The 16,830-nt window shown below is 65.5% G+C and carries 15 protein-coding genes; 6 read left to right on the plus strand and 9 right to left on the minus strand.

Features of this window, described 5'->3' with window-relative positions:
• Positions 1 to 45 precede the first annotated feature (45 nt).
• The 3 genes from NLM31_RS15115 (at position 46) to NLM31_RS15125 (ending at position 5,987) form a co-directional block, all read left to right on the plus strand.
• The gene (locus NLM31_RS15115; RefSeq protein ID WP_254192735.1) at positions 46 to 1,440 is read left to right on the plus strand and encodes a CoA transferase; all 1,395 of its coding nucleotides are present in this window, start codon (positions 46 to 48) and stop codon (positions 1,438 to 1,440) included.
• Positions 1,441 to 1,591: 151 nt separating this feature from the next.
• On the plus strand, positions 1,592 to 2,836 hold the full coding sequence (locus tag NLM31_RS15120) for an efflux RND transporter periplasmic adaptor subunit (protein ID WP_254130125.1): 1,245 nt from the start codon (positions 1,592 to 1,594) through the stop codon (positions 2,834 to 2,836).
• 34 nt (positions 2,837 to 2,870) lie between these two features.
• Positions 2,871 to 5,987, plus strand: a complete 3,117-nt coding sequence (locus NLM31_RS15125; RefSeq protein WP_254130126.1) for an efflux RND transporter permease subunit — start codon at positions 2,871 to 2,873, stop codon at positions 5,985 to 5,987.
• An 8-nt stretch (positions 5,988 to 5,995) separates the two neighbouring features.
• Here NLM31_RS15125 and NLM31_RS15130 read toward each other — a convergent pair whose 3' ends face one another.
• From NLM31_RS15130 to NLM31_RS15155, 6 genes are all read right to left on the minus strand, one after another.
• Positions 5,996 to 6,625: a LysE family translocator gene (locus NLM31_RS15130; protein WP_254130127.1), complete on the minus strand. Its 630-nt coding sequence runs from the start codon at positions 6,623 to 6,625 to the stop codon at positions 5,996 to 5,998.
• Positions 6,626 to 6,826: 201 nt separating this feature from the next.
• Positions 6,827 to 7,738, minus strand: coding sequence for an amidohydrolase family protein (locus NLM31_RS15135; protein WP_254192736.1), 912 nt, complete (start codon positions 7,736 to 7,738; stop codon positions 6,827 to 6,829).
• Positions 7,739 to 7,779: 41 nt separating this feature from the next.
• On the minus strand, positions 7,780 to 8,337 hold the full coding sequence (locus tag NLM31_RS15140) for a hypothetical protein (protein WP_254192737.1): 558 nt from the start codon (positions 8,335 to 8,337) through the stop codon (positions 7,780 to 7,782).
• A 28-nt stretch (positions 8,338 to 8,365) separates the two neighbouring features.
• Positions 8,366 to 8,719 carry an addiction module antidote protein gene (locus NLM31_RS15145; RefSeq protein WP_254192738.1) on the minus strand — a complete coding sequence of 118 codons (354 nt, stop codon included), beginning with the start codon at positions 8,717 to 8,719 and terminating at the stop codon, positions 8,366 to 8,368.
• Positions 8,719 to 9,009, minus strand: a complete 291-nt coding sequence (locus NLM31_RS15150; RefSeq protein WP_254192739.1) for a type II toxin-antitoxin system RelE/ParE family toxin — start codon at positions 9,007 to 9,009, stop codon at positions 8,719 to 8,721. Before NLM31_RS15150 ends, NLM31_RS15145 begins: the two co-directional genes overlap by 1 nt.
• 108 nt (positions 9,010 to 9,117) lie before the next feature.
• Positions 9,118 to 10,548 carry a TolC family outer membrane protein gene (locus NLM31_RS15155; protein WP_375167487.1) on the minus strand — a complete coding sequence of 477 codons (1,431 nt, stop codon included), beginning with the start codon at positions 10,546 to 10,548 and terminating at the stop codon, positions 9,118 to 9,120.
• 226 nt (positions 10,549 to 10,774) lie between these two features.
• Between NLM31_RS15155 and NLM31_RS15160 the strand changes: the two genes are divergently transcribed.
• On the plus strand, positions 10,775 to 12,634 hold the full coding sequence (locus NLM31_RS15160) for an acetyl-CoA hydrolase/transferase C-terminal domain-containing protein (protein ID WP_254196188.1): 1,860 nt from the start codon (positions 10,775 to 10,777) through the stop codon (positions 12,632 to 12,634).
• Between the two features lie 3 nt (positions 12,635 to 12,637).
• Here NLM31_RS15160 and NLM31_RS15165 read toward each other — a convergent pair whose 3' ends face one another.
• Both NLM31_RS15165 and NLM31_RS15170 read right to left on the minus strand, forming a co-directional pair.
• Positions 12,638 to 13,417, minus strand: coding sequence for an enoyl-CoA hydratase (locus tag NLM31_RS15165; RefSeq protein WP_254192741.1), 780 nt, complete (start codon positions 13,415 to 13,417; stop codon positions 12,638 to 12,640).
• 121 nt (positions 13,418 to 13,538) lie between these two features.
• Entirely contained in the window at positions 13,539 to 14,210 is a 672-nt protein-coding gene (locus NLM31_RS15170) for a hypothetical protein (protein ID WP_254192742.1), read from the minus strand.
• A gap of 291 nt (positions 14,211 to 14,501) precedes the next feature.
• On the opposite strand from NLM31_RS15170, the gene NLM31_RS15175 reads away from it, so the two are divergent.
• Both NLM31_RS15175 and NLM31_RS15180 read left to right on the plus strand, forming a co-directional pair.
• A complete protein-coding gene (locus tag NLM31_RS15175; protein ID WP_254130135.1) occupies positions 14,502 to 15,047 on the plus strand; it encodes a sigma-70 family RNA polymerase sigma factor in 546 nt (181 codons plus the stop codon).
• 2 nt (positions 15,048 to 15,049) lie between these two features.
• Positions 15,050 to 15,688: an NrsF family protein gene (locus NLM31_RS15180; RefSeq protein WP_254130136.1), complete on the plus strand. Its 639-nt coding sequence runs from the start codon at positions 15,050 to 15,052 to the stop codon at positions 15,686 to 15,688.
• On the opposite strand, the gene NLM31_RS15185 is transcribed toward NLM31_RS15180, so the two are convergent.
• Complete coding sequence (locus NLM31_RS15185; RefSeq protein ID WP_254192743.1) at positions 15,685 to 16,785, minus strand: DUF2336 domain-containing protein; 1,101 nt, start codon at positions 16,783 to 16,785, stop codon at positions 15,685 to 15,687. The two genes, NLM31_RS15180 and NLM31_RS15185, sit on opposite strands and share 4 nt — an antisense overlap.
• Positions 16,786 to 16,830 lie beyond the last annotated feature (45 nt).

Consider the following 16,830-nt stretch of genomic DNA (forward strand, 5'->3'; position numbering starts at 1 on the left):
TGAACAGGGACTACTCGGACAGGCTCCTAGGGGAGAGAAGAGGCCATGCAAAGCCCTGCCGACATTCTCAGGGATATCTGGACCTCTGCCGGAGGCGATGTCGCGGCCCTTGAGCGCGTGCGCCTGGCCGGCGACGAGCCGCAGATACCGTCCTCGTTCCGTGTCGCCGTCGCCGGACAAACGACGATCGCCGCTGCCGGCCTTGCCGCCGCCGAGATCTGGCGGCAACGCAGCGGCGAGGCGCAGGATGTGACCGTCGACATGCGTCACGCCGTCGTCGAATGCCGTTCCGAGCGCTATCTGCGCCTCGACGACAAGCCGCCGCCTCCGGCCTGGGACGCCATCGCCGGCGTCTACAAGACCGGCGACAACCGTTTCGTGCGCTGCCACACCAATTTTCCGCATCATCGCGACGCCGTCTGCAAAGTGCTTGGCTGTGTGCCCGAGCGCGAGAAGGTGCAGGCCGCGCTGATGCAATGGAAGGGCGAGGATTTCGAGACGGCCGCCTATGCCGCCGGCGGCGTCGTCGCGCTGATGCGCTCCTACGACGAATGGTCGGCGCTGCCGCAGGCGCGCGCGCTGGCCGAGCTGCCGCTGATCTCGATCGAGAAGATCGGCGATGCTCCGCCCAAGCTTTGGTCCAAAGGCGATCGCCCGCTCGCAGGCCTGCGTGTGCTCGATCTCTCCCGCGTCATCGCCGGTCCCGTCGCCGGCCGCACGCTCGCTGCGCACGGCGCCGATGTGCTGCTGGTCTCGGGGCCGGACCTGCCCGCGATTCCCTGGCTCACCATCGACACCGGCCGCGGCAAGCTCACCACCTTCATCGCGCTGAAGAGCGAGGCGGGCCAGGCGCAGATGCGCGCGCTGTTGCAGGACGCCGACATCGTCTCGCAAGGCTATCGCCCGCGCGCGCTCGCCGCTCTTGGCTTCTCGCCGGAGCAGGCCGCGGAGATCAATCCCGGCATCGTCTACGTCACGCTGTCGGCTTACGGCCATGCCGGCCCCTGGGCCGAGCGGCGCGGCTTCGATTCGCTGGTGCAGACGACGACCGGCTTCAACGATGCGGAAGGCAAGGCCGCCGGCATCGACGGTCCGAAGGAATTGCCGGCGCAGATGCTCGATCACGCGACCGGCTATCTGATGGCGTTCGGCGCGATGATGGCCAAGGCGCGCCAGGCCCGTGAAGGCGGCAGCTGGCACGTGCGCGTGTCGCTGGCGCAGACCGGACGCTGGCTGTGGAATCTCGGTCGGCTCGAAGGCGGTCTCGATACCCCGGATCTTACGGGTGAGGCCGTACATGCTGCGTTCATGGAAACGGTGTCATCTGGCTTCGGCACGTTGAAGGCGGTGCGCCATTCGGCTGTGCTGTCGCGGACGCCGGCGCAATGGAGCCGTCCGGCGATGCCGCTCGGCAGCCATCCGCCGCAATGGCCGGGCTGAAGCTGACGTGAAGCTGACGTGTCGCAAAATTTTAACGCAAACCGAAGGACGGCCAGCGTTTTTTAGGTTGTTTGCAATCCCAATTCGGCACTATTAGCGCGACCGATGAGGCAGCCGTCTGCCGAGATCGTCGCAGACAAGACCGGGCCCCATGGTAGTTGAAAATACCAAGCGTTTGCAGGTGCTTACAAAACAACGGATGATCGTATCCGTAGTTTTACTGGCGCTTGCCGGGGCCGGCGCCTACGGGTTTCTCTATGCGGGCGTCAAGGACAAGAACCACTCCGAAGTCTCCAGCCAGTCGCGCAGGAACGCCCAGAATTTCACGCCGACGCCGTCCGAATGGGCGACGCTGACGATCGAGCCGGTCAATGCCAAGGCCTTCCGCGCCGAGTACGTCACCGAAGGCAAGGTCGCGGTCGATGAAGACCGCTCGACACCGGTGTTCTCGCCTTATGCGGGCCGGGTGACCAAGCTGCTCGCCAAGCCGGGCGAGAGCGTGACCCAAGGTCAACCGCTGTTCACAATCGAGGCCGCCGACACCGTGCAGGCCCAGAACGATTTCATCGCGGCGATGACGTCGCAGAACAAGGCGAAGTCGGCGCTCGAGCTTGCCGACATCCAGTACCGGCGCGCCAAGGATCTCTACGAAGGCCGCGCCATTCCGCTCAAGGATTATCAGCAGGCGGAGGCCACCCAGGTCCAGGCGCAGAACGACATGCGCTCCGCGGTGACGGCGCTCGAGGCCGCAAACAACAAGCTGCGCATCCTCGGCTTCACCGACGAGACGATCAAGGCGTTCCAGACCAAGAGCACCATCAATCCGGAGATCACGATCTATGCGCCGATCGCGGGCACGGTCGTGCAGCGCAAGATCGGCCCCGGGCAATATGTCAGCGCCGGCGCCAGCGACCCGGTTTTCGTGATCGGTGATCTCTCCACCGTCTGGCTCACCGCCTTCGTGCGCGAGAGCGACGCTGCTCAGGTCAGCATCGGGCAGGACATCAACGTCAACGTCATGGCGCTGCCGGGCCGTCCGCTGACCGCCAAGATCAACTATGTCGCCGCCGCGATCGATCCCAATACCCGCCGCCTGCTGGTCCGCGCCACCATCGATAACAAGGATGGCCTGCTCAAGCCGGAAATGTTCGCCAATGTCACGATCTATTCGGCCGGCGACCGCGCGGCGCCTGCGGTGCCGAAGCAGGCGCTGATCTACGAAGGCGACCAGGTGCGCATCTGGGTCGCGCGTGACGACAAATCGGTCGAGCTCCGCCAGATCAAGATCGGCCTCATCAATGGCAACCTCGTCGAGGTGACCAGCAACCTGAAGCCCGGCGAACGGATCGTCGTCAAAGGCAGTCTGTTCATCGACCGCGCGGCGTCCGGTAGCTGATCGACGAGCCCCACGAAACTGCGAAAAAAACTGAATGGATCGTCTCGTCGCCCTAGCCGTCCACCGGCGCTTCCTGATGGTCGGCATGTTCGTCGCCGTGTTCATCGGCGGCCTGATTGCGTTCAACCAGCTCAACATCGAGGCCTATCCCGATCCGACCCCGCCGATGGTCGACATCGTCACGCAGAGCCCGGGCCTGTCGGCGGAAGAGATCGAGCGCTACATCACGATCCCGATCGAGACGCAGGTCGCGGGCCTGAAGAACCTCACGACCATCCGCACCATCTCGCTCTACGGCCTCTCCGACGTCAAACTGCAGTTCTCGTTCGCCTACACCTATGACGAGGCGTTGCAGCAGGTCCTGAACCGCCTGGCGCAACTCGCGCCGCTGCCGGGCAACGTGCAGCCGCAGATCTCGCCGCTGAGCCCGATCGGCGAAATCTTCCGCTATCGGCTGGTCGGCCCGCCGAACTACAGCGTGCTCGACCTCAAGACCATCCAGGACTGGATCCTGCAGCGCCGCTTCCGTTCCGTGCCCGGCGTGATCGACGTGACCGGGTGGGGTGGCAAGAGCAAGACCTATGAGCTCCAGGTCGACAACAACAAGCTGGTCGCCAACGGCCTGACGCTGCCGCAACTGCTCCAGGCGGTCAGCAATTCCAACGTCAATGTCGGCGGCAACACCGTCAATATCGGCCAGCAATCGGCCGTGGTGCGCGGCGTCGGCCTGATCAAGTCGATCGACGACCTTGCCAACACCATGATCGCCCAGACCAACGGCAATCCGGTGCTGGTCAAGGACGTCGCCACCGTCACGATCGGCCAGAAGCCGCGTCTTGGCATCGCCGGCATCGACGATTCCGACGATATCGTGCAAGGCATCGTCCTGATGCGCCGCGGCGAGCAGAGCTCGCCGACCATCAAGCGCGTCCACCAGCTCGTTCAAACCATCAACGAGTCGAGCATCTTGCCGCCCGGTGTGCGCATCGAGCGCATCTATGACCGCGGCGACCTGATCGAGCTCACCACCCACACCGTGCTGCACAACATGGTGGTCGGCATCCTCCTGATCGTGCTGCTGCAGTGGATCTTCCTCGGCGATCTGCGCAGCGCGCTGATCGTCGGCGCCACGATTCCGTTCGCGCTGTTCTTTGCCGTGATCATTCTGGTGCTGCGCGGGGAATCGGCAAACCTGCTGTCGGTCGGTGCCATCGATTTCGGCCTGATCGTGGATGCCACCGTCATCATGGTGGAGGCGATCTTCCGCCGCCTGACGCAAACCACGCCGCCGACGGAATCCGAGCAGATGTCGCCCGAGACGCTGTTCGGCATGAAGAGCCACGCCATCCTCAGCGCCGCGGCCGACGTCTCGCGCTCGATCTTCTTTGCCGCCGCGATCATCATCGCGGCGTTCCTGCCGCTGTTCACGCTGTCGGGTGTCGAAGGTAACATTTTCGGACCGATGGCGCGTACCTATGCCTACGCGCTCGCCGGCGGCCTGCTCGCGACCTTCACCGTGACGCCGGCGCTCTCCGCGATCATCCTGCCGGCCCATGTCGAGGAGACCGAGACCAGGGTGATGCAGATCCTGCATCGGATCTACATGCCGGTTCTGAATTGGGCTGTCGCCAACCGCGCCATCATGCTCGGCGCCTCGGTCGGCCTCGTGCTGATGACGGTCGCGCTCGGCCGGCTGCTCGGCCTCGAATTCCTGCCCAAGCTGGAAGAGGGCAATCTCTGGATTCGCGCCACGCTGCCGCCGACCATCTCGCTCCAGGAGGGCAACTCCTACGTCAACGAGATGCGCAAGCTGATCCGCGCCCGGCCCGAGGTCGAATCCGTGGTGTCGCAGCACGGCCGTCCCGACGACGGCACCGACGCCGCCGGCTTCTTCAACGCCGAGTTCTTCGCGCCGCTGAAGCCCGCGAGCCAGTGGCCCGGCACGCATGACAAGGAGGAGCTGACCGCGGAGCTGCTCAAGCAGCTCGACGACCGTTTCCCCGGCGTCGAGTTCAACTTCTCGCAATATCTCCAGGACAACGTCTCCGAAGCCGTCTCCGGTGTAAAGGGCGAGAACTCGATCAAGCTGTTCGGCAGCGATCTCCAGGCGCTGACCGACACCGCCAACAAGATCAAGTCGGTGCTCGCGACCGTGCAGGGCGTGACCGACCTCGCGGTCTTCACCTCGCTCGGGCAGCCGACGGTGCAGATCGACATCGACCGCGCCAAGGCCGCGCGCTACGGGCTCGCCCCCGGCGACATCAACGCCACCATCAAGGTCGCGATCGGCGGCGACTCCGCGGGCGACATCTACGAGCCCGGCTCCGACCGCCACTTCCCGATCATCGTTCGCCTTGCGCCGGAATATCGCCGCAGCGCCGAGGCGATCCAGAACATTCGGATCGGTGCGCCCGGGCCGAACGGCTCCGTCACCCAGATTCCGCTCAGCGAAGTTGCCTCGATCAGCCTCGTTTCCGGCGCAGCGTACATCTACCGCGAGCAGCAGGAACGCTATCTGCCGATCAAGTTCTCGGTCCGCGAGCGCGATCTCGGCAGTGCCATCCGCGAGGCCCAGCAGAAGATCGCCGACCAGGTGCAGCTGCCGCCCGGCTCGCACATGGAATGGGTCGGCGAGTTCGGCAATCTCCAGGACGCGATCCGGCGGCTGTCGATCGTGGTGCCGATCTCGCTGGCGCTGATCGGCATCCTGCTCTGGTTCAATTTCGGCTCGATGACCGACACCCTGCTCGCCATGAGCGTGATCCCGATGGCGATCTTCGGTGGCGTGCTCGGCCTGCTGATCACCGGCACCGCCTTCAGCGTCTCGGCCGCGATCGGGTTCATCGCCCTGTTCGGTATCGCGGTGATGGACGGCATCATCATCCTGTCGCAGTTCAATCAGCTGATCGACGAAGGCATGGACCGCGTGAGCGCGGTGATCCGCACCGGCGAATTGCAGCTTCGCCCCGTGCTGATGACATGCGTCGTCGCCGGCGTCGGTCTGCTGCCGGCCGCGCTGTCGGCGGGCATCGGCTCGCAGGTGCAGAAGCCGCTCGCGGTCGTCGTCGTCACCGGCATGCTGCTGGCGCCGATCGTGATCCTGGTGACGTTGCCGGTGCTGATCTCCTTCTTCTCCCGCCGCGCGCGCTGACGCGCGAGCTAGCCCAACGCGCGCTGCGCGATCCGCAGCAGCATCGTGGTGCCGAGCCCGAGCAGCATCAGGCTCGCGAATCGGCTGCTCAATGACAGCATCCGCGGCGTCAGCCGCGAGCGCGCGGTGGCGACGATCGTGCTGAGGATCATCCACCACACCGCAGAGCCGACGAACACGCCCGCGATCATCGGTGCAGCTGCGGCCTGCGTGGAGAACGCGTGCAGCGCTGCGAGAAACAGGATGACCGTCAACGGATTGGTCAGCCCGAGCGCGATGGCGCTGAGATAGGCGCGGGCGAGGCGCACGCGGTCGATCTCACCTTCGTCCTGCAGCACGATGGAGCACCGGTGGGTGCGAAGCGCGAACCACAGCAGCGTCAGCGCCGAGACGACGCCGAAGATAACGGCATTCGCCTCGACCCAGGGCTGCGCAAGCGCGCCCAATCCCAGGACCGCGAAGGCGCTGTAGGTGAGATGCACGGTCGCCGCGCCGAAGCCGGTGGCGAGGCCTGTGGCCATGCCCGACGCCAATGTGCGCTGAATGCACAGCATGCCCATGGGCCCAATCGGAGCCGCGACGGTGAAACCAATTCCGATGCCGGAAAAAAGCGCGGCAAGAAAATGCGATAAGGGCATGCATCCGCACGATCAAATGAAATCTGTGCGTGTGCGTAGCCGCGAAATTGAATCGTCGCCTCAACCGGAAGGCTGAAAAGCAGACGAGAGCGCAAACACGAACGTGTGAGTCAGCGCCGTTGTGCTCGCGTGACAACAGTTCCATCACCCGACATGGAACAGCGTCGCATTTTGTTTGAACCTTATTGAAGATGCCGCGACTCAGAAGCCGTAGAGTCGCGCCGGATTGTCGACCAGGATTTTCCTGCGTACATCGGCATCCGGCGCCCAGAGCGGAAGCTGGTTGAGCAGCCGGCCATCGTCGATGGCGTGGAAGGGTGCGATGTCAGTGGCCTTGCGACCATCGACTTGCGCCGAATCCGGATGCGGCCAGTCGGTGCCCCAGACGATGCGGTCCGGGTTCGCGGCGATCAGTGCGCGCGCATAGGGCAGCATGTCCTGATAATCGGGCGCGAGGTTCGACGAGCGATAGGCGCCTGAAATCTTCACATAGGCTTTTCCGGATTTGACCAAAGCGACGAGGTCGGCAAAGCCCGGCTGCTCCAGTCCGAGCGAGGCCTCGAGCCCGCCAAAATGGTCGAACACCGCAGGCACCGGTGAGGCCAGCACGAGATCCCGGATCGCGGAGATCATCGACGGCGTGGTGTAGAGCTGCACATGCCAGCCGCGCGCCGTCATGCGCCCGACGGCGGCGGTGAAGCGGGCGCGGCCGACATCGGGATTGTTGACGCCGTCAGTCGCCAGATTGATGCGGATGCCGCGGAAGCCGGCCGCATGCATCGCGTCGAGCTCGGCTTCCGTGGTCTTGTCATCGATCACGGCTACCCCGCGCGCAGTAGCGCCGCGGGCCTTCATTCCGAACAGGCTGGAGGAATTGTCGGTGCCGTAGACGCTCGGCGTGACGATCACGACGCGCTCGATATGCAGCGCCTTGTGCAGCGCCGCCATTTCCTCGGGGCTTGCCGGTCCCGGCGTGTAAACGCGCCCCGTGAAGAACGGAAATGTCGCGACATCGCCATGGATATGGGTGTGACAGTCGCAGGCATGGGCCGGCACGTCGAAATTGATCGGCGTCGCGGGTTGCGCTGCGCGCGCGTAAACTGTGTCGGTCATGGCTGCTCCGGCGGCGGGGAAGGCGCGCGCACGATATCACATCAGCCGGGCAGTCCCGCCAATTCGCTGCATAGCTGCTCGACCAGTTCCGCAAGCGGACGTGCGCCGTCGAGGCGAACGACCGGGCAGGGCAGATCCGCGAGCCACGTCTCATCTTTTGCGAGACTGCGGCCGTCGCGATCACCGGCTTCGTAGTGCGAGGCCCAGTCGACGAACGCCTCCATCTCCGCGTGACGCCAGCCTCCGGGCGCGACAGCATCGGCACCGAAATGAGCAGCTTCGCGCGCACGCAGTCGCCGCAGGCGAAGCTCGCTCGGCGTTGACACGAAGATGACGACATCGAAGAACGGGACGAGCTCGTTGCCCCAGCCGGTGACGGTTCCGCTCAGCACCCAATCGAGCCGCGGCAGAAACATCTCGCGCATCAGGCGCAGCCGATCGGCGGCAGGGCGTGTCGTCTGGTAGGGTGGAGCAGTCGGCAGCCAGAAATAATCGTCACTGTCGTGATGCGGCAGCGCCAGCCGGCCCGCAAGCGCGCGGCCGAGCGTCGTCACGCCGGAGCCCGAAGCTCCCATCAGATGGATGCGGCGGCTCTTCATGTTCATATTCCGGAATGCCAGACGAGCTCTAGGCGACCCGGCGGCGCTTCGCGGGCCGGCCGCTCGTCGCGGGCTGTGCGGACAAGGTCAGGCCCAACGCCCCGACAATGCGCATGACGGTCCCGAACTCGGGATTTCCCGCCTCTCCGAGCGCCTTGTACAGGCTTTCGCGGTTCAAGCCGGCTTTCTTCGCGATCTCGCTCATGCCGCGCGCCCGTGCAACGAGGCCAAGCGCGTCACGCACGAAATCCGCATCGCCGGTTTCCAAGGCAGCTGCAATATAAGCGGCCTGACGCTCCTCGGTGTTGAGGTAGTCGGCGGCATCGAAGCGCGTTGTCTTGGTGGTCGTCTTGGCTGCGGCTTTGGGCGTCGCCTTGGGCATCACACTGTCTCCGCCAGCTTCTGGGCTTGCTCGATGTCCTGCCGTTGTGTGCGTTTGTCCCCACCACACAACAGGATCACGACCTGCGTTCCGCGCTGTACATAGTAAACCCGGTAGCCCGGACCATGGTCGATGCGCATTTCCCGGACATTGCGGCCGACGCTCTTGCTGTCACCGGGGTTGCCCATCTCCATGCGGCGAATGCGGGCAGCGATGCGAGCAACCGCATTGGCATCTTTGAGACGGTTCAGCCACGCTGAAAAGCGCTCCGTTTGTCTCACCTCGATCATGGTGGGACCACTGTAGCCCATGGGCTACAAAATGTCAAAAGGATCGGCGTGGCGCGCCGAGACGACCCAAGGCCGAGGTGGGTCTGAACCCGATCGGCTCGCGAGCGACTATTGCCCCGACGGCGTGCGCAGGCCGTGCCAGGCGTCGCGGACCTGCTGGTAGTGCACCTCGGGCAGATAGTCCGGGGTGTTCAGGCTCAGCGTCTTGACGTCGAGATGACCGACGGCGCTGAGCAGCGTGTAGGAGGCGATGACGCGGTCGCGCAGCGCGCCGATCAGTCGGGCCCTGGCCTGGATCAGATCGGCCTGCGAGTTCAGCACGTCGACGGTGGTGCGCTGTCCGCCGGCGGCCTCGCGCTGCACGCCCTGGAGCGCGACGGTTGCGGCTTTCACTTCGGATTCCGAGGCCGAGACTGCGATCTTGGCGCCTTCATTGGCGACCCAGGCGCTGACCGCTGCGGTGCGCGCCTGGTTGCGTACCTGGTCGAGCACGAGCCGGCTCTGCGCCGTGACTTCCTTGGCCTGCCGGGTCTGCGAGGCGGCCTGGCCGCCGTCATAGATCGGTGCGGTGACGTTGGCGACGATCGAGGCCTGGTCGGTGGCGAAGGTGCCGAGCGTCTGGTCGGCGTCGCGGCTGCGGCTGACGCTGCCCTGGAGGCTGGCGCTCGGCAACAGCGCACCTTCGGCGACGCGGATATTTGTGGACGCGACGTCGACGTCGAAGCTTGCGGCCATCACCGCCGGGTGCTCGCGGATCGACATAGCGATCGAATCTTCGCGGGTCTTCGGCAGATAACGATCGACCACCTCGGCAGGGCGGAGCGCCGAGGGCGCATTGCCGATCACCTGGGAATAGGTCGCCTGGCTCACCGCAAGCGCGACTTCCGCGGCATTGAGGTCGGCAAGGCCGCGGTTGAGGCGCGCCTCGGCCTGGGCGCTGTCGGTCGGGGTGACGTCGCCGGCATTGAGTCGGCGCTGGGTGATGGCGAGCGTCTCGCGCAGGAAGGCGACGTTGGAGCGTTGCGCCTCGACCAGCGACTGGTTGGCCAGCACGTTGGTGTAGGCGGTGACGGCGTCGAGCAGCACGCCCTGGCCGACATTGCGCAGCGCCTCGCGGCCGGACTGCACCTGGAGTTCCGCGACCCGCACGTTGTTGGCGGTGCGGAAGCCGTTGAACAGGGTCTGCGACACCGTGACCCCGATGGTCCAGGGCTTCAGCGTCGCGGTCTGGATGGTGTTGTCCGGAAGCAGGTTGCGCACCGCCTGCAGGCCGGCGCTGAGGCTCGCCACGATCTGCGGCCGGTAGCCAGCCAGCGCCTGCGGCACGTTCTCGTCGGTGGCGCGCTGCCTTGCGCGCTCGGCATTGAGTTGGGGGTTGGTCTGGTAGGCCTTGACCAGCGCCTCCGGCAGGGCCTCCGCGCAGGCCGCGGCGGGTAGGGCGCAACACAACGCGACCGTGGTCCATGCCGCCAGGACAGGACCCACGCCCGATCGACGCCGCGTCATCACGCGGCCAGCTCTGGCGGCACGCCCAATCATGTAATCCCGCAAAACCCCGGCTGTCCGCCCCCGCCGACGGCGGCTCTCTTAACTGTTTACCCAGCGCCGGTCCCGCAGGCAAACTGCCGCGGAGGAAACCCCCATGAAATCCGTGCTTGTTGCAGGTGCGTCACACAGCGATTCCGCCTCGAATGCGCTATAGGGGACCCATGGCGCCTTCCAATTCCGTCGGGCGCCTTTGCCATGCGGTCCGGACCCACGGATGATGCCGAAATTCTTCTCCGATCCCGATGCGCTCGCGGAGGAGATCATTCGCGAGGTTGGAACCGATCTGGTGGTCGGTCTGCCGCTCGGCCTCGGCAAGGCCAATCACGTGGTCAATGCCCTTTACGCGCGGGCCTGCGCCGATCCTTACATCAAGCTGACATTGCTGTCGGCGCTGACGCTGGAGAAGCCGAAGCCGAAGGCCCTGATCGAAAGCCGCTTCATCACGCCTGTCATCGACCGCCTGTTTGGAGGGTATCCCGACCTGGCCTATGCCGATGCGCTGCGCGCGAATCGGCTGCCGCCCAATATCAGCGTGGTCGAGTTCTTCTTTCTTGCCGGACGCTGGCTGCATGTGCCGGCCGCACAGCAGAATTACATCTCGGCCAACTATACCCACGCGGCGAGCTATCTGCTGGCGCGCGGGATGAACGTGGTGACGCAGCTGGTCGCCAAACGCGTCGTCGATGGCGTGCCGCGCTACAGCCTGTCCTGCAACACCGACACGACGCTGGACGTGCTGCGCGAGCGTCGCGCCGGACGCGCGTCGTTCAAGCTGATCGCACAGGTGAATTCCGAGCTGCCGTTCATGCCGGGCGAGGGCGATCTTCCGGCCGAGGAGGTTTGCGCCGTGCTGGACAGCGCGGCGACCGACTTTCCCCTGTTCGCGCCGCCGTCGGCGCCGATCTCCGATACCAAATACGCGATCGGCCTGAATGCGGCCGCTCTCGTGCGCGACGGCGGCACGCTGCAAATCGGCATCGGACAGGTCGGCGATGCGCTGGCGCAGGGCCTGATCCTGCGCCATCGCGACAGTGCGGCCTTTCATCATGTCGTCACACGGCTGTCTCCGGCGCGACCAGCCGTCGCGCAGGAGGCCGGTGCCTTCGAGGCGGGCCTTTACGGCGTCAGCGAGATGGTCACCGAGGCGTTCATCGGCCTGATCGACGCCGGCATTCTCAAGCGCGCCGTCGACGGCGTGGTGCTGCACGGTGCCTTCTTCCTCGGTCCAAAGTCGTTCTATCGCGCGCTGCGCGAGATGCCGCCGGAGTTGATCGCACGCGTCCAGATGATGCCGGTGTCGTTCACGAACGAACTCTACGGCGATGAGGACCAGAAGCGTCGCGCCCGCATCGACGCACGCTTCATCAACGTCACGATGATGGCGACGCTTCTGGGCGCAGCCGTGTCCGACGGCCTCGACGACGGCCAGGTCGTGAGCGGCGTCGGCGGACAGTACAATTTCGTGGCGCAGGCTTTTGCCCTGAACGCAGCGCGATCGGTCCTGACGCTCGAGGCCACGCGGCAGACCGGCGGCGCGCTGAAATCCAACATCCTTTGGCACTACGGGCACGAGACCATCCCGCGTCATCTGCGCGATGTCTTCGTCACCGAATACGGTGTTGCCGATCTCAGGGGAAAGTCGGACGCCGATGTGATCGCGGCCATGCTCGAGATTGCTGACTCGCGCTTCCAGGAAGAGCTGGTGCGGGTGGCGAAGGAGGCCGGCAAACTGCCGCGGGGCTACGATATCCCGGCGGTCCATCGTGAAAACCATCCGGAGCGGATCGCGGCAGCACTCAAGCCCGCGCGCGAGGCCGGGCTGTTGCCGTCGTTTCCGTTCGGCTGCGATTTCACCGAGGTCGAGCAGCGCCTCATTCCGGCGCTGGAAATCCTGCAGGGCGCGCAGCATTCATCGCGCGCACTGGCGGGCCTGTTGTGGCAAGGCTTGACGCAGAAACCTGATGCGGCGGATCAGGCGTGTCTCGCACGCCTCGGCCTCGATCGCCCAAAAACCTGGGCCGAGCGCTTCTACCGCGCGCTCGTCGGCGCGGCCCTGGTGCAGAGCCGCGCCAGCTAGCTCTTACCGGTTCTTGTTCACCGGCTTGCGCTTCTCGATGAACGCGGCCATGCCTTCGGAGCGGTCTTCGAGTGCGAAGGTCGAGTGAAACAGATTGCGTTCGACGCTCATGCCTTCGGCGAGCGTGGTCTCGAAAGCGCGGTTGACTGCTTCCTTGGCCATCGCAACGGCAGGACGTGACATGGAGGCGATCTTCTCCGCGGCCGCCATGGTCTCCTCGATCAACTTGTCGGCCGGCACGATGCGGCTGACGAGGCCGCTGCGTTCGGCTTCCGCCGCATCCATCATGCGGCCGGTGAGGCAGAGATCCATCGCCTTGGACTTACCGATCGCGCGCGTGAGGCGCTGGGTGCCGCCGATGCCGGGGATGGTGCCGAGCGTGATCTCGGGCTGGCCGAATTTGGCGGTGTCGGCAGCAATGATGAAGTCGCACATCATGGCGAGTTCGCAGCCGCCGCCGAGGGCATAGCCGGCGACAGCCGCAATGGTCGGCTTGCGGCAGCGCGCGACGCGGTCGCCGCCGATCGCGGCAAAGTCCTCGGAGAACATGTCGATGAAGCCTTTCGGCTGCATCTCCTTGATGTCGGCGCCGGCGGCAAAGGCCTTCTCGCTGCCGGTCACGACGATGCAGCCGATGGCGTCATCGGCTTCGAGATCGTCGACGGCGGCAGCAATCTCGCGAAACACGCCGAAGGAGAGCGCGTTGAGCATCTTCGGCCGGTTCAGCTTGATGATGCCGACCGCGCCTTTGCTTTCGACGATGATGTGTTCGAACGTGCTCATGGTCCACCCACGCGTTTGATTGGGCGGGCAATGTGCCCGCTGGCGGGGTGGGCTTCAAGGGGTCCAAAAGCGGCCGGGACGCGCGCGCAGCGCGCCCCGAGACGGGGCGTTAGGCCAAGACCTAAGCCATGAACATGCGGGCGGCGGAGGCCAGTGTCAGCAGCGTGCCGACGCCGATGAAGATCTTGCCGATCAGCGAGCTCTGGTCCCAGGCCGAGCTCGGCTGGCTGCTCGCCATCATCGGCGCAGGACGCGGCTGCGCGTCGGTTGCGGCGACCACCGCCTTCTGCACGGGCGGGTTGTCCTGTGGCAGGGCGCGATCGAGATCGTTGAGCTGGTCGGGCGCGACCACCTGGTTCTCGGCATTGGGGGCAGCGTTCGTGTCGGTCGCTGCTTGCACATTGTCGTTGGCGCGGCCCGTCATCGCCGAGGCTGCGGCCGCAGTCGGCGTGTCCGCGGCGGCGAGCTGCGCGTTCGCATTGGCGACTTCCGGCGGCATCTGGCTCGAGGCCGGGACGTCGGTCGCGGCCTTGCTGCTGACCTTGGTCCCGTCGGCCTGCGGCGTGGCATCCGCCTTGTCAGTCTTGTCGTCGGATTTCTGCGTCGTCTTGCTGTCGGTGTGGCGGCGCGACGAATGGCGTCGCTGCTTGCTCGGCTTGACCACATCGGCCTGTTTGCTTGCGCCGTCCGGATTCGTGCTCGCAGCGCTCGGTGCGGCCTGCACTGAGGCTCCAAACAGCAGAAATAGTCCGGTCAGAGCGACCAATGCCGCGTGTCCGCTGGCTTTCATCATGTTGATGATCTCCCCAATTCGCCCGTCCCGGGGCGAACAGAGACCCCGGCCCATGACGACAACGGGGCAAAATATGGGAATCTTCGGGCCACACCGGGCAAAACCGGGGCAAACCTTGTCCGGTGCATAGGCCCGCCGGGTGCGGCACGGACCGATCGGTGTTATGAGCCCTGCGAGAGCTTTCTGCGGCTGCTTCGGGGCAGGGTCAGTCTTGATCACGACTTTGTGATCAAGTAGGCCCCGACGTAACAAATTGAAAGAGCGGCCGAATTGCAATGGTGAGGGGCGCGCGTGCGCGGACGTGAGGACGAGTGGACCGACCTGATGCGGTCGGCCATGGCAGGCGATGATGCGGCGTATCATCGCCTGTTGAAGGCGGTCACGCCGGTGCTGCGCGCTGCCGCAAGGCGCGGCCTGGCCAGGGCCGGGCAGCCTCCCGATCAGGCCGAGGATATCGTGCAGGAGATTTTGTTGGCGGTGCATCTGAAGCGGCACACCTGGGATAGCGAAGCGCCCTTCGCCCCCTGGCTGTTCGCGATCGCGCGCAACAAGCTGATCGATGCGCTCCGGCGTCGCGGCCGGCGTGTGTTCGTCAACATCGACGATTTCGCCGAAACGCTGCCCGGCGAGACGCCGCAGGAGACGGCCTCGGCAGGCGAGGTCACCGCGCAGCTCAATACGCTGCCGCAGCGCCAGCGCGACGTGTTGCAGTCGATCGCCGTCGACAGCGCCTCGATCAAGGATACGGCGACGAAATTCTCGATGAGCGAAGGTGCCGTGCGGGTCGCGCTGCACCGGGGCCTTGCGGCCCTGACGGCCAAACTACGGGACCACTAGTCATGGACACCGATCAACTCATTCGCAGCCTCGCGGCCGACAACGCCCACCGTGCCCCGCGCGTCGGCGGCTTGCTGACCATGGGCCTGTTGGTGGCAGCCCCGTTCTCGATCCTGATTTTTGCAACCTTCCTGGGCGTGCGGCCGGACGTGATGACGGCGATGCACAACCCGTTCTTCGACACGAAGTTCGCCGTTACCTTGTCGCTCGCGATCCCTGCGATCATCATCAGCCTGCATCTGTCTCGGCCCGAAGCCTTGATGCGCGGCTGGGGCTGGCTGCTGCTGCTCCCCGTTGGGCTGCTTGCGGTCGCGATCGGCAGTGAAGCGATGATGGCGCCGGCCATGCCGATGACGATGCGGCTCGTCGGCAAGAACTCGCGGTGGTGCATGGTGGCGATCCCGGCGATGTCGCTGCCGCTGCTCGCGGGCGCCCTGTTCGGTCTGCGCCATGGTGCGCCGTCGCGGCCGGCGCTTGCCGGCGCGCTCGCCGGCTTGTTGTCGGCCGGGCTCGCCGCGACGCTCTACGCCTCGCACTGCACCGACGACTCGCCGCTGTTCGTCGCGACCTGGTACACGATCGCGACCGCGGTCGTGACCGCGATCGGCGCGGCGGTTGGATCGAAAGTCCTACGTTACTAGGCCGCGGACGTCGTGTTCTGCATGCGGTGGAAGCGCAGCACCTGCTGAGCCGTCGAGCTGCGCAGGGCTTCGTAGGTATCGCGCAGGATCAGCATGTCGGTCTGCGAGCCGCCGGAGAGCTTTTCGCGCATGGCGATGATCGCGCGCACGCTCGACCATTGCATGCCGGCGACCTTGGCGAGGATCATCACGCCCTCGGTCCGGCTCTCGATCATCATGTTTTCGGCGGTCTCGACCGAAACGCCGCCCAGTGCCGCGAGCCCCGCATTGGTCTCGTCGAACTTGCCCTGCTCGGCGAAAGTCGTGACCTGGAATTCGTTGAGACGGCCGTCGTCGTGGAGTGATTTCACCAGCGCGCGCGCCATTTCGGTCTGCCGGGTCATCGCGGCGGCCCGGACCCGCTGCGCCGCTTCCTGGACCACGCTCGAGACTTCGTCGGCGAGCTCCGGATGAGCGGCTTCCAGCTTCCTGCGCACGCTCAGGGAGGCCTTGGCGATCAGCTTCAGATAATGATGGCGCGGCAGGTCGGGCCGCACGCCGATGCAAGTGGCAAGATCGTCGTCGCGTTCGGCGCGCGTCACGAGGTCGGTGAGGCTGCCCTCGGAGAGCTGCGCACCCGGATTGCTGACGGTCGACTGCACCACGTCGTTGTTGCCGCGGCTCACCAGCACGTCGGTCAGCGCCTCCGACAGCACCCGCCGCAGCGAGATCGCCTTGAGATGGGCCTGGCTCTTGCTGCGCGCGATCTCGATCAGGGTCGTCTCGTCCAGCCGCTCCGACTTCGTCAGCACGGGGCCGGCGACCTCGATCACATCGTCGAGTGCGAGCGTGCGGATGATCTGGGGCGGTGCGGCCGGGATCGGCGCGAGCCGGTCGGCGAGCAGCGCTTTTGCCGAGGTCTCGATCTGCTCGATCAGGCACTGGAACACGTCGTCGAAGACGCGGACATGGTCGTCGGAATAATCCACCGCGTTGTTGACGAAGAGGTCGGTGACGCGGCGCAGTGTCTCGACCCGGCGCGCGACGGTGCCGTGCGAGAGCGCCGACTGCAATTCCTCGAGCAAATTCTCGGATGACTTGACGGTTTTAGAGTTCATAGCCCTGTCCTGGAGCGTTCGGTCCGGCGGCGTATTCTCACGCAC

Source organism: Bradyrhizobium sp. CCGUVB4N, from assembly GCF_024199945.1.
In the GTDB taxonomy this organism is placed as follows: Bacteria; Pseudomonadota; Alphaproteobacteria; order Rhizobiales; family Xanthobacteraceae; genus Bradyrhizobium.

What these genes read in the sequence shown, in the direction of transcription:
- NLM31_RS15140 (WP_254192737.1), bottom strand. Translation starts at nt 8,337, where the DNA reads ATGAAGAGCCGCCGCATCCATCTGATGGGAGCTTCGGGCTCCGGCGTG.
- NLM31_RS15120 (WP_254130125.1), top strand. Translation starts at nt 1,592, where the DNA reads ATGGTAGTTGAAAATACCAAGCGTTTGCAGGTGCTTACAAAACAACGG.
- NLM31_RS15180 (WP_254130136.1), top strand. Translation starts at nt 15,050, where the DNA reads ATGGACACCGATCAACTCATTCGCAGCCTCGCGGCCGACAACGCCCAC.
- NLM31_RS15130 (WP_254130127.1), bottom strand. Translation starts at nt 6,625, where the DNA reads ATGCCCTTATCGCATTTTCTTGCCGCGCTTTTTTCCGGCATCGGAATT.
- NLM31_RS15185 (WP_254192743.1), bottom strand. Translation starts at nt 16,785, where the DNA reads ATGAACTCTAAAACCGTCAAGTCATCCGAGAATTTGCTCGAGGAATTG.
- NLM31_RS15165 (WP_254192741.1), bottom strand. Translation starts at nt 13,417, where the DNA reads ATGAGCACGTTCGAACACATCATCGTCGAAAGCAAAGGCGCGGTCGGC.
- NLM31_RS15160 (WP_254196188.1), top strand. Translation starts at nt 10,775, where the DNA reads ATGCCGAAATTCTTCTCCGATCCCGATGCGCTCGCGGAGGAGATCATT.
- NLM31_RS15125 (WP_254130126.1), top strand. Translation starts at nt 2,871, where the DNA reads ATGGATCGTCTCGTCGCCCTAGCCGTCCACCGGCGCTTCCTGATGGTC.
- NLM31_RS15135 (WP_254192736.1), bottom strand. Translation starts at nt 7,738, where the DNA reads ATGACCGACACAGTTTACGCGCGCGCAGCGCAACCCGCGACGCCGATC.
- NLM31_RS15145 (WP_254192738.1), bottom strand. Translation starts at nt 8,719, where the DNA reads ATGCCCAAGGCGACGCCCAAAGCCGCAGCCAAGACGACCACCAAGACA.
- NLM31_RS15115 (WP_254192735.1), top strand. Translation starts at nt 46, where the DNA reads ATGCAAAGCCCTGCCGACATTCTCAGGGATATCTGGACCTCTGCCGGA.
- NLM31_RS15155 (WP_375167487.1), bottom strand. Translation starts at nt 10,548, where the DNA reads ATGATTGGGCGTGCCGCCAGAGCTGGCCGCGTGATGACGCGGCGTCGA.
- NLM31_RS15170 (WP_254192742.1), bottom strand. Translation starts at nt 14,210, where the DNA reads ATGATGAAAGCCAGCGGACACGCGGCATTGGTCGCTCTGACCGGACTA.
- NLM31_RS15150 (WP_254192739.1), bottom strand. Translation starts at nt 9,009, where the DNA reads ATGATCGAGGTGAGACAAACGGAGCGCTTTTCAGCGTGGCTGAACCGT.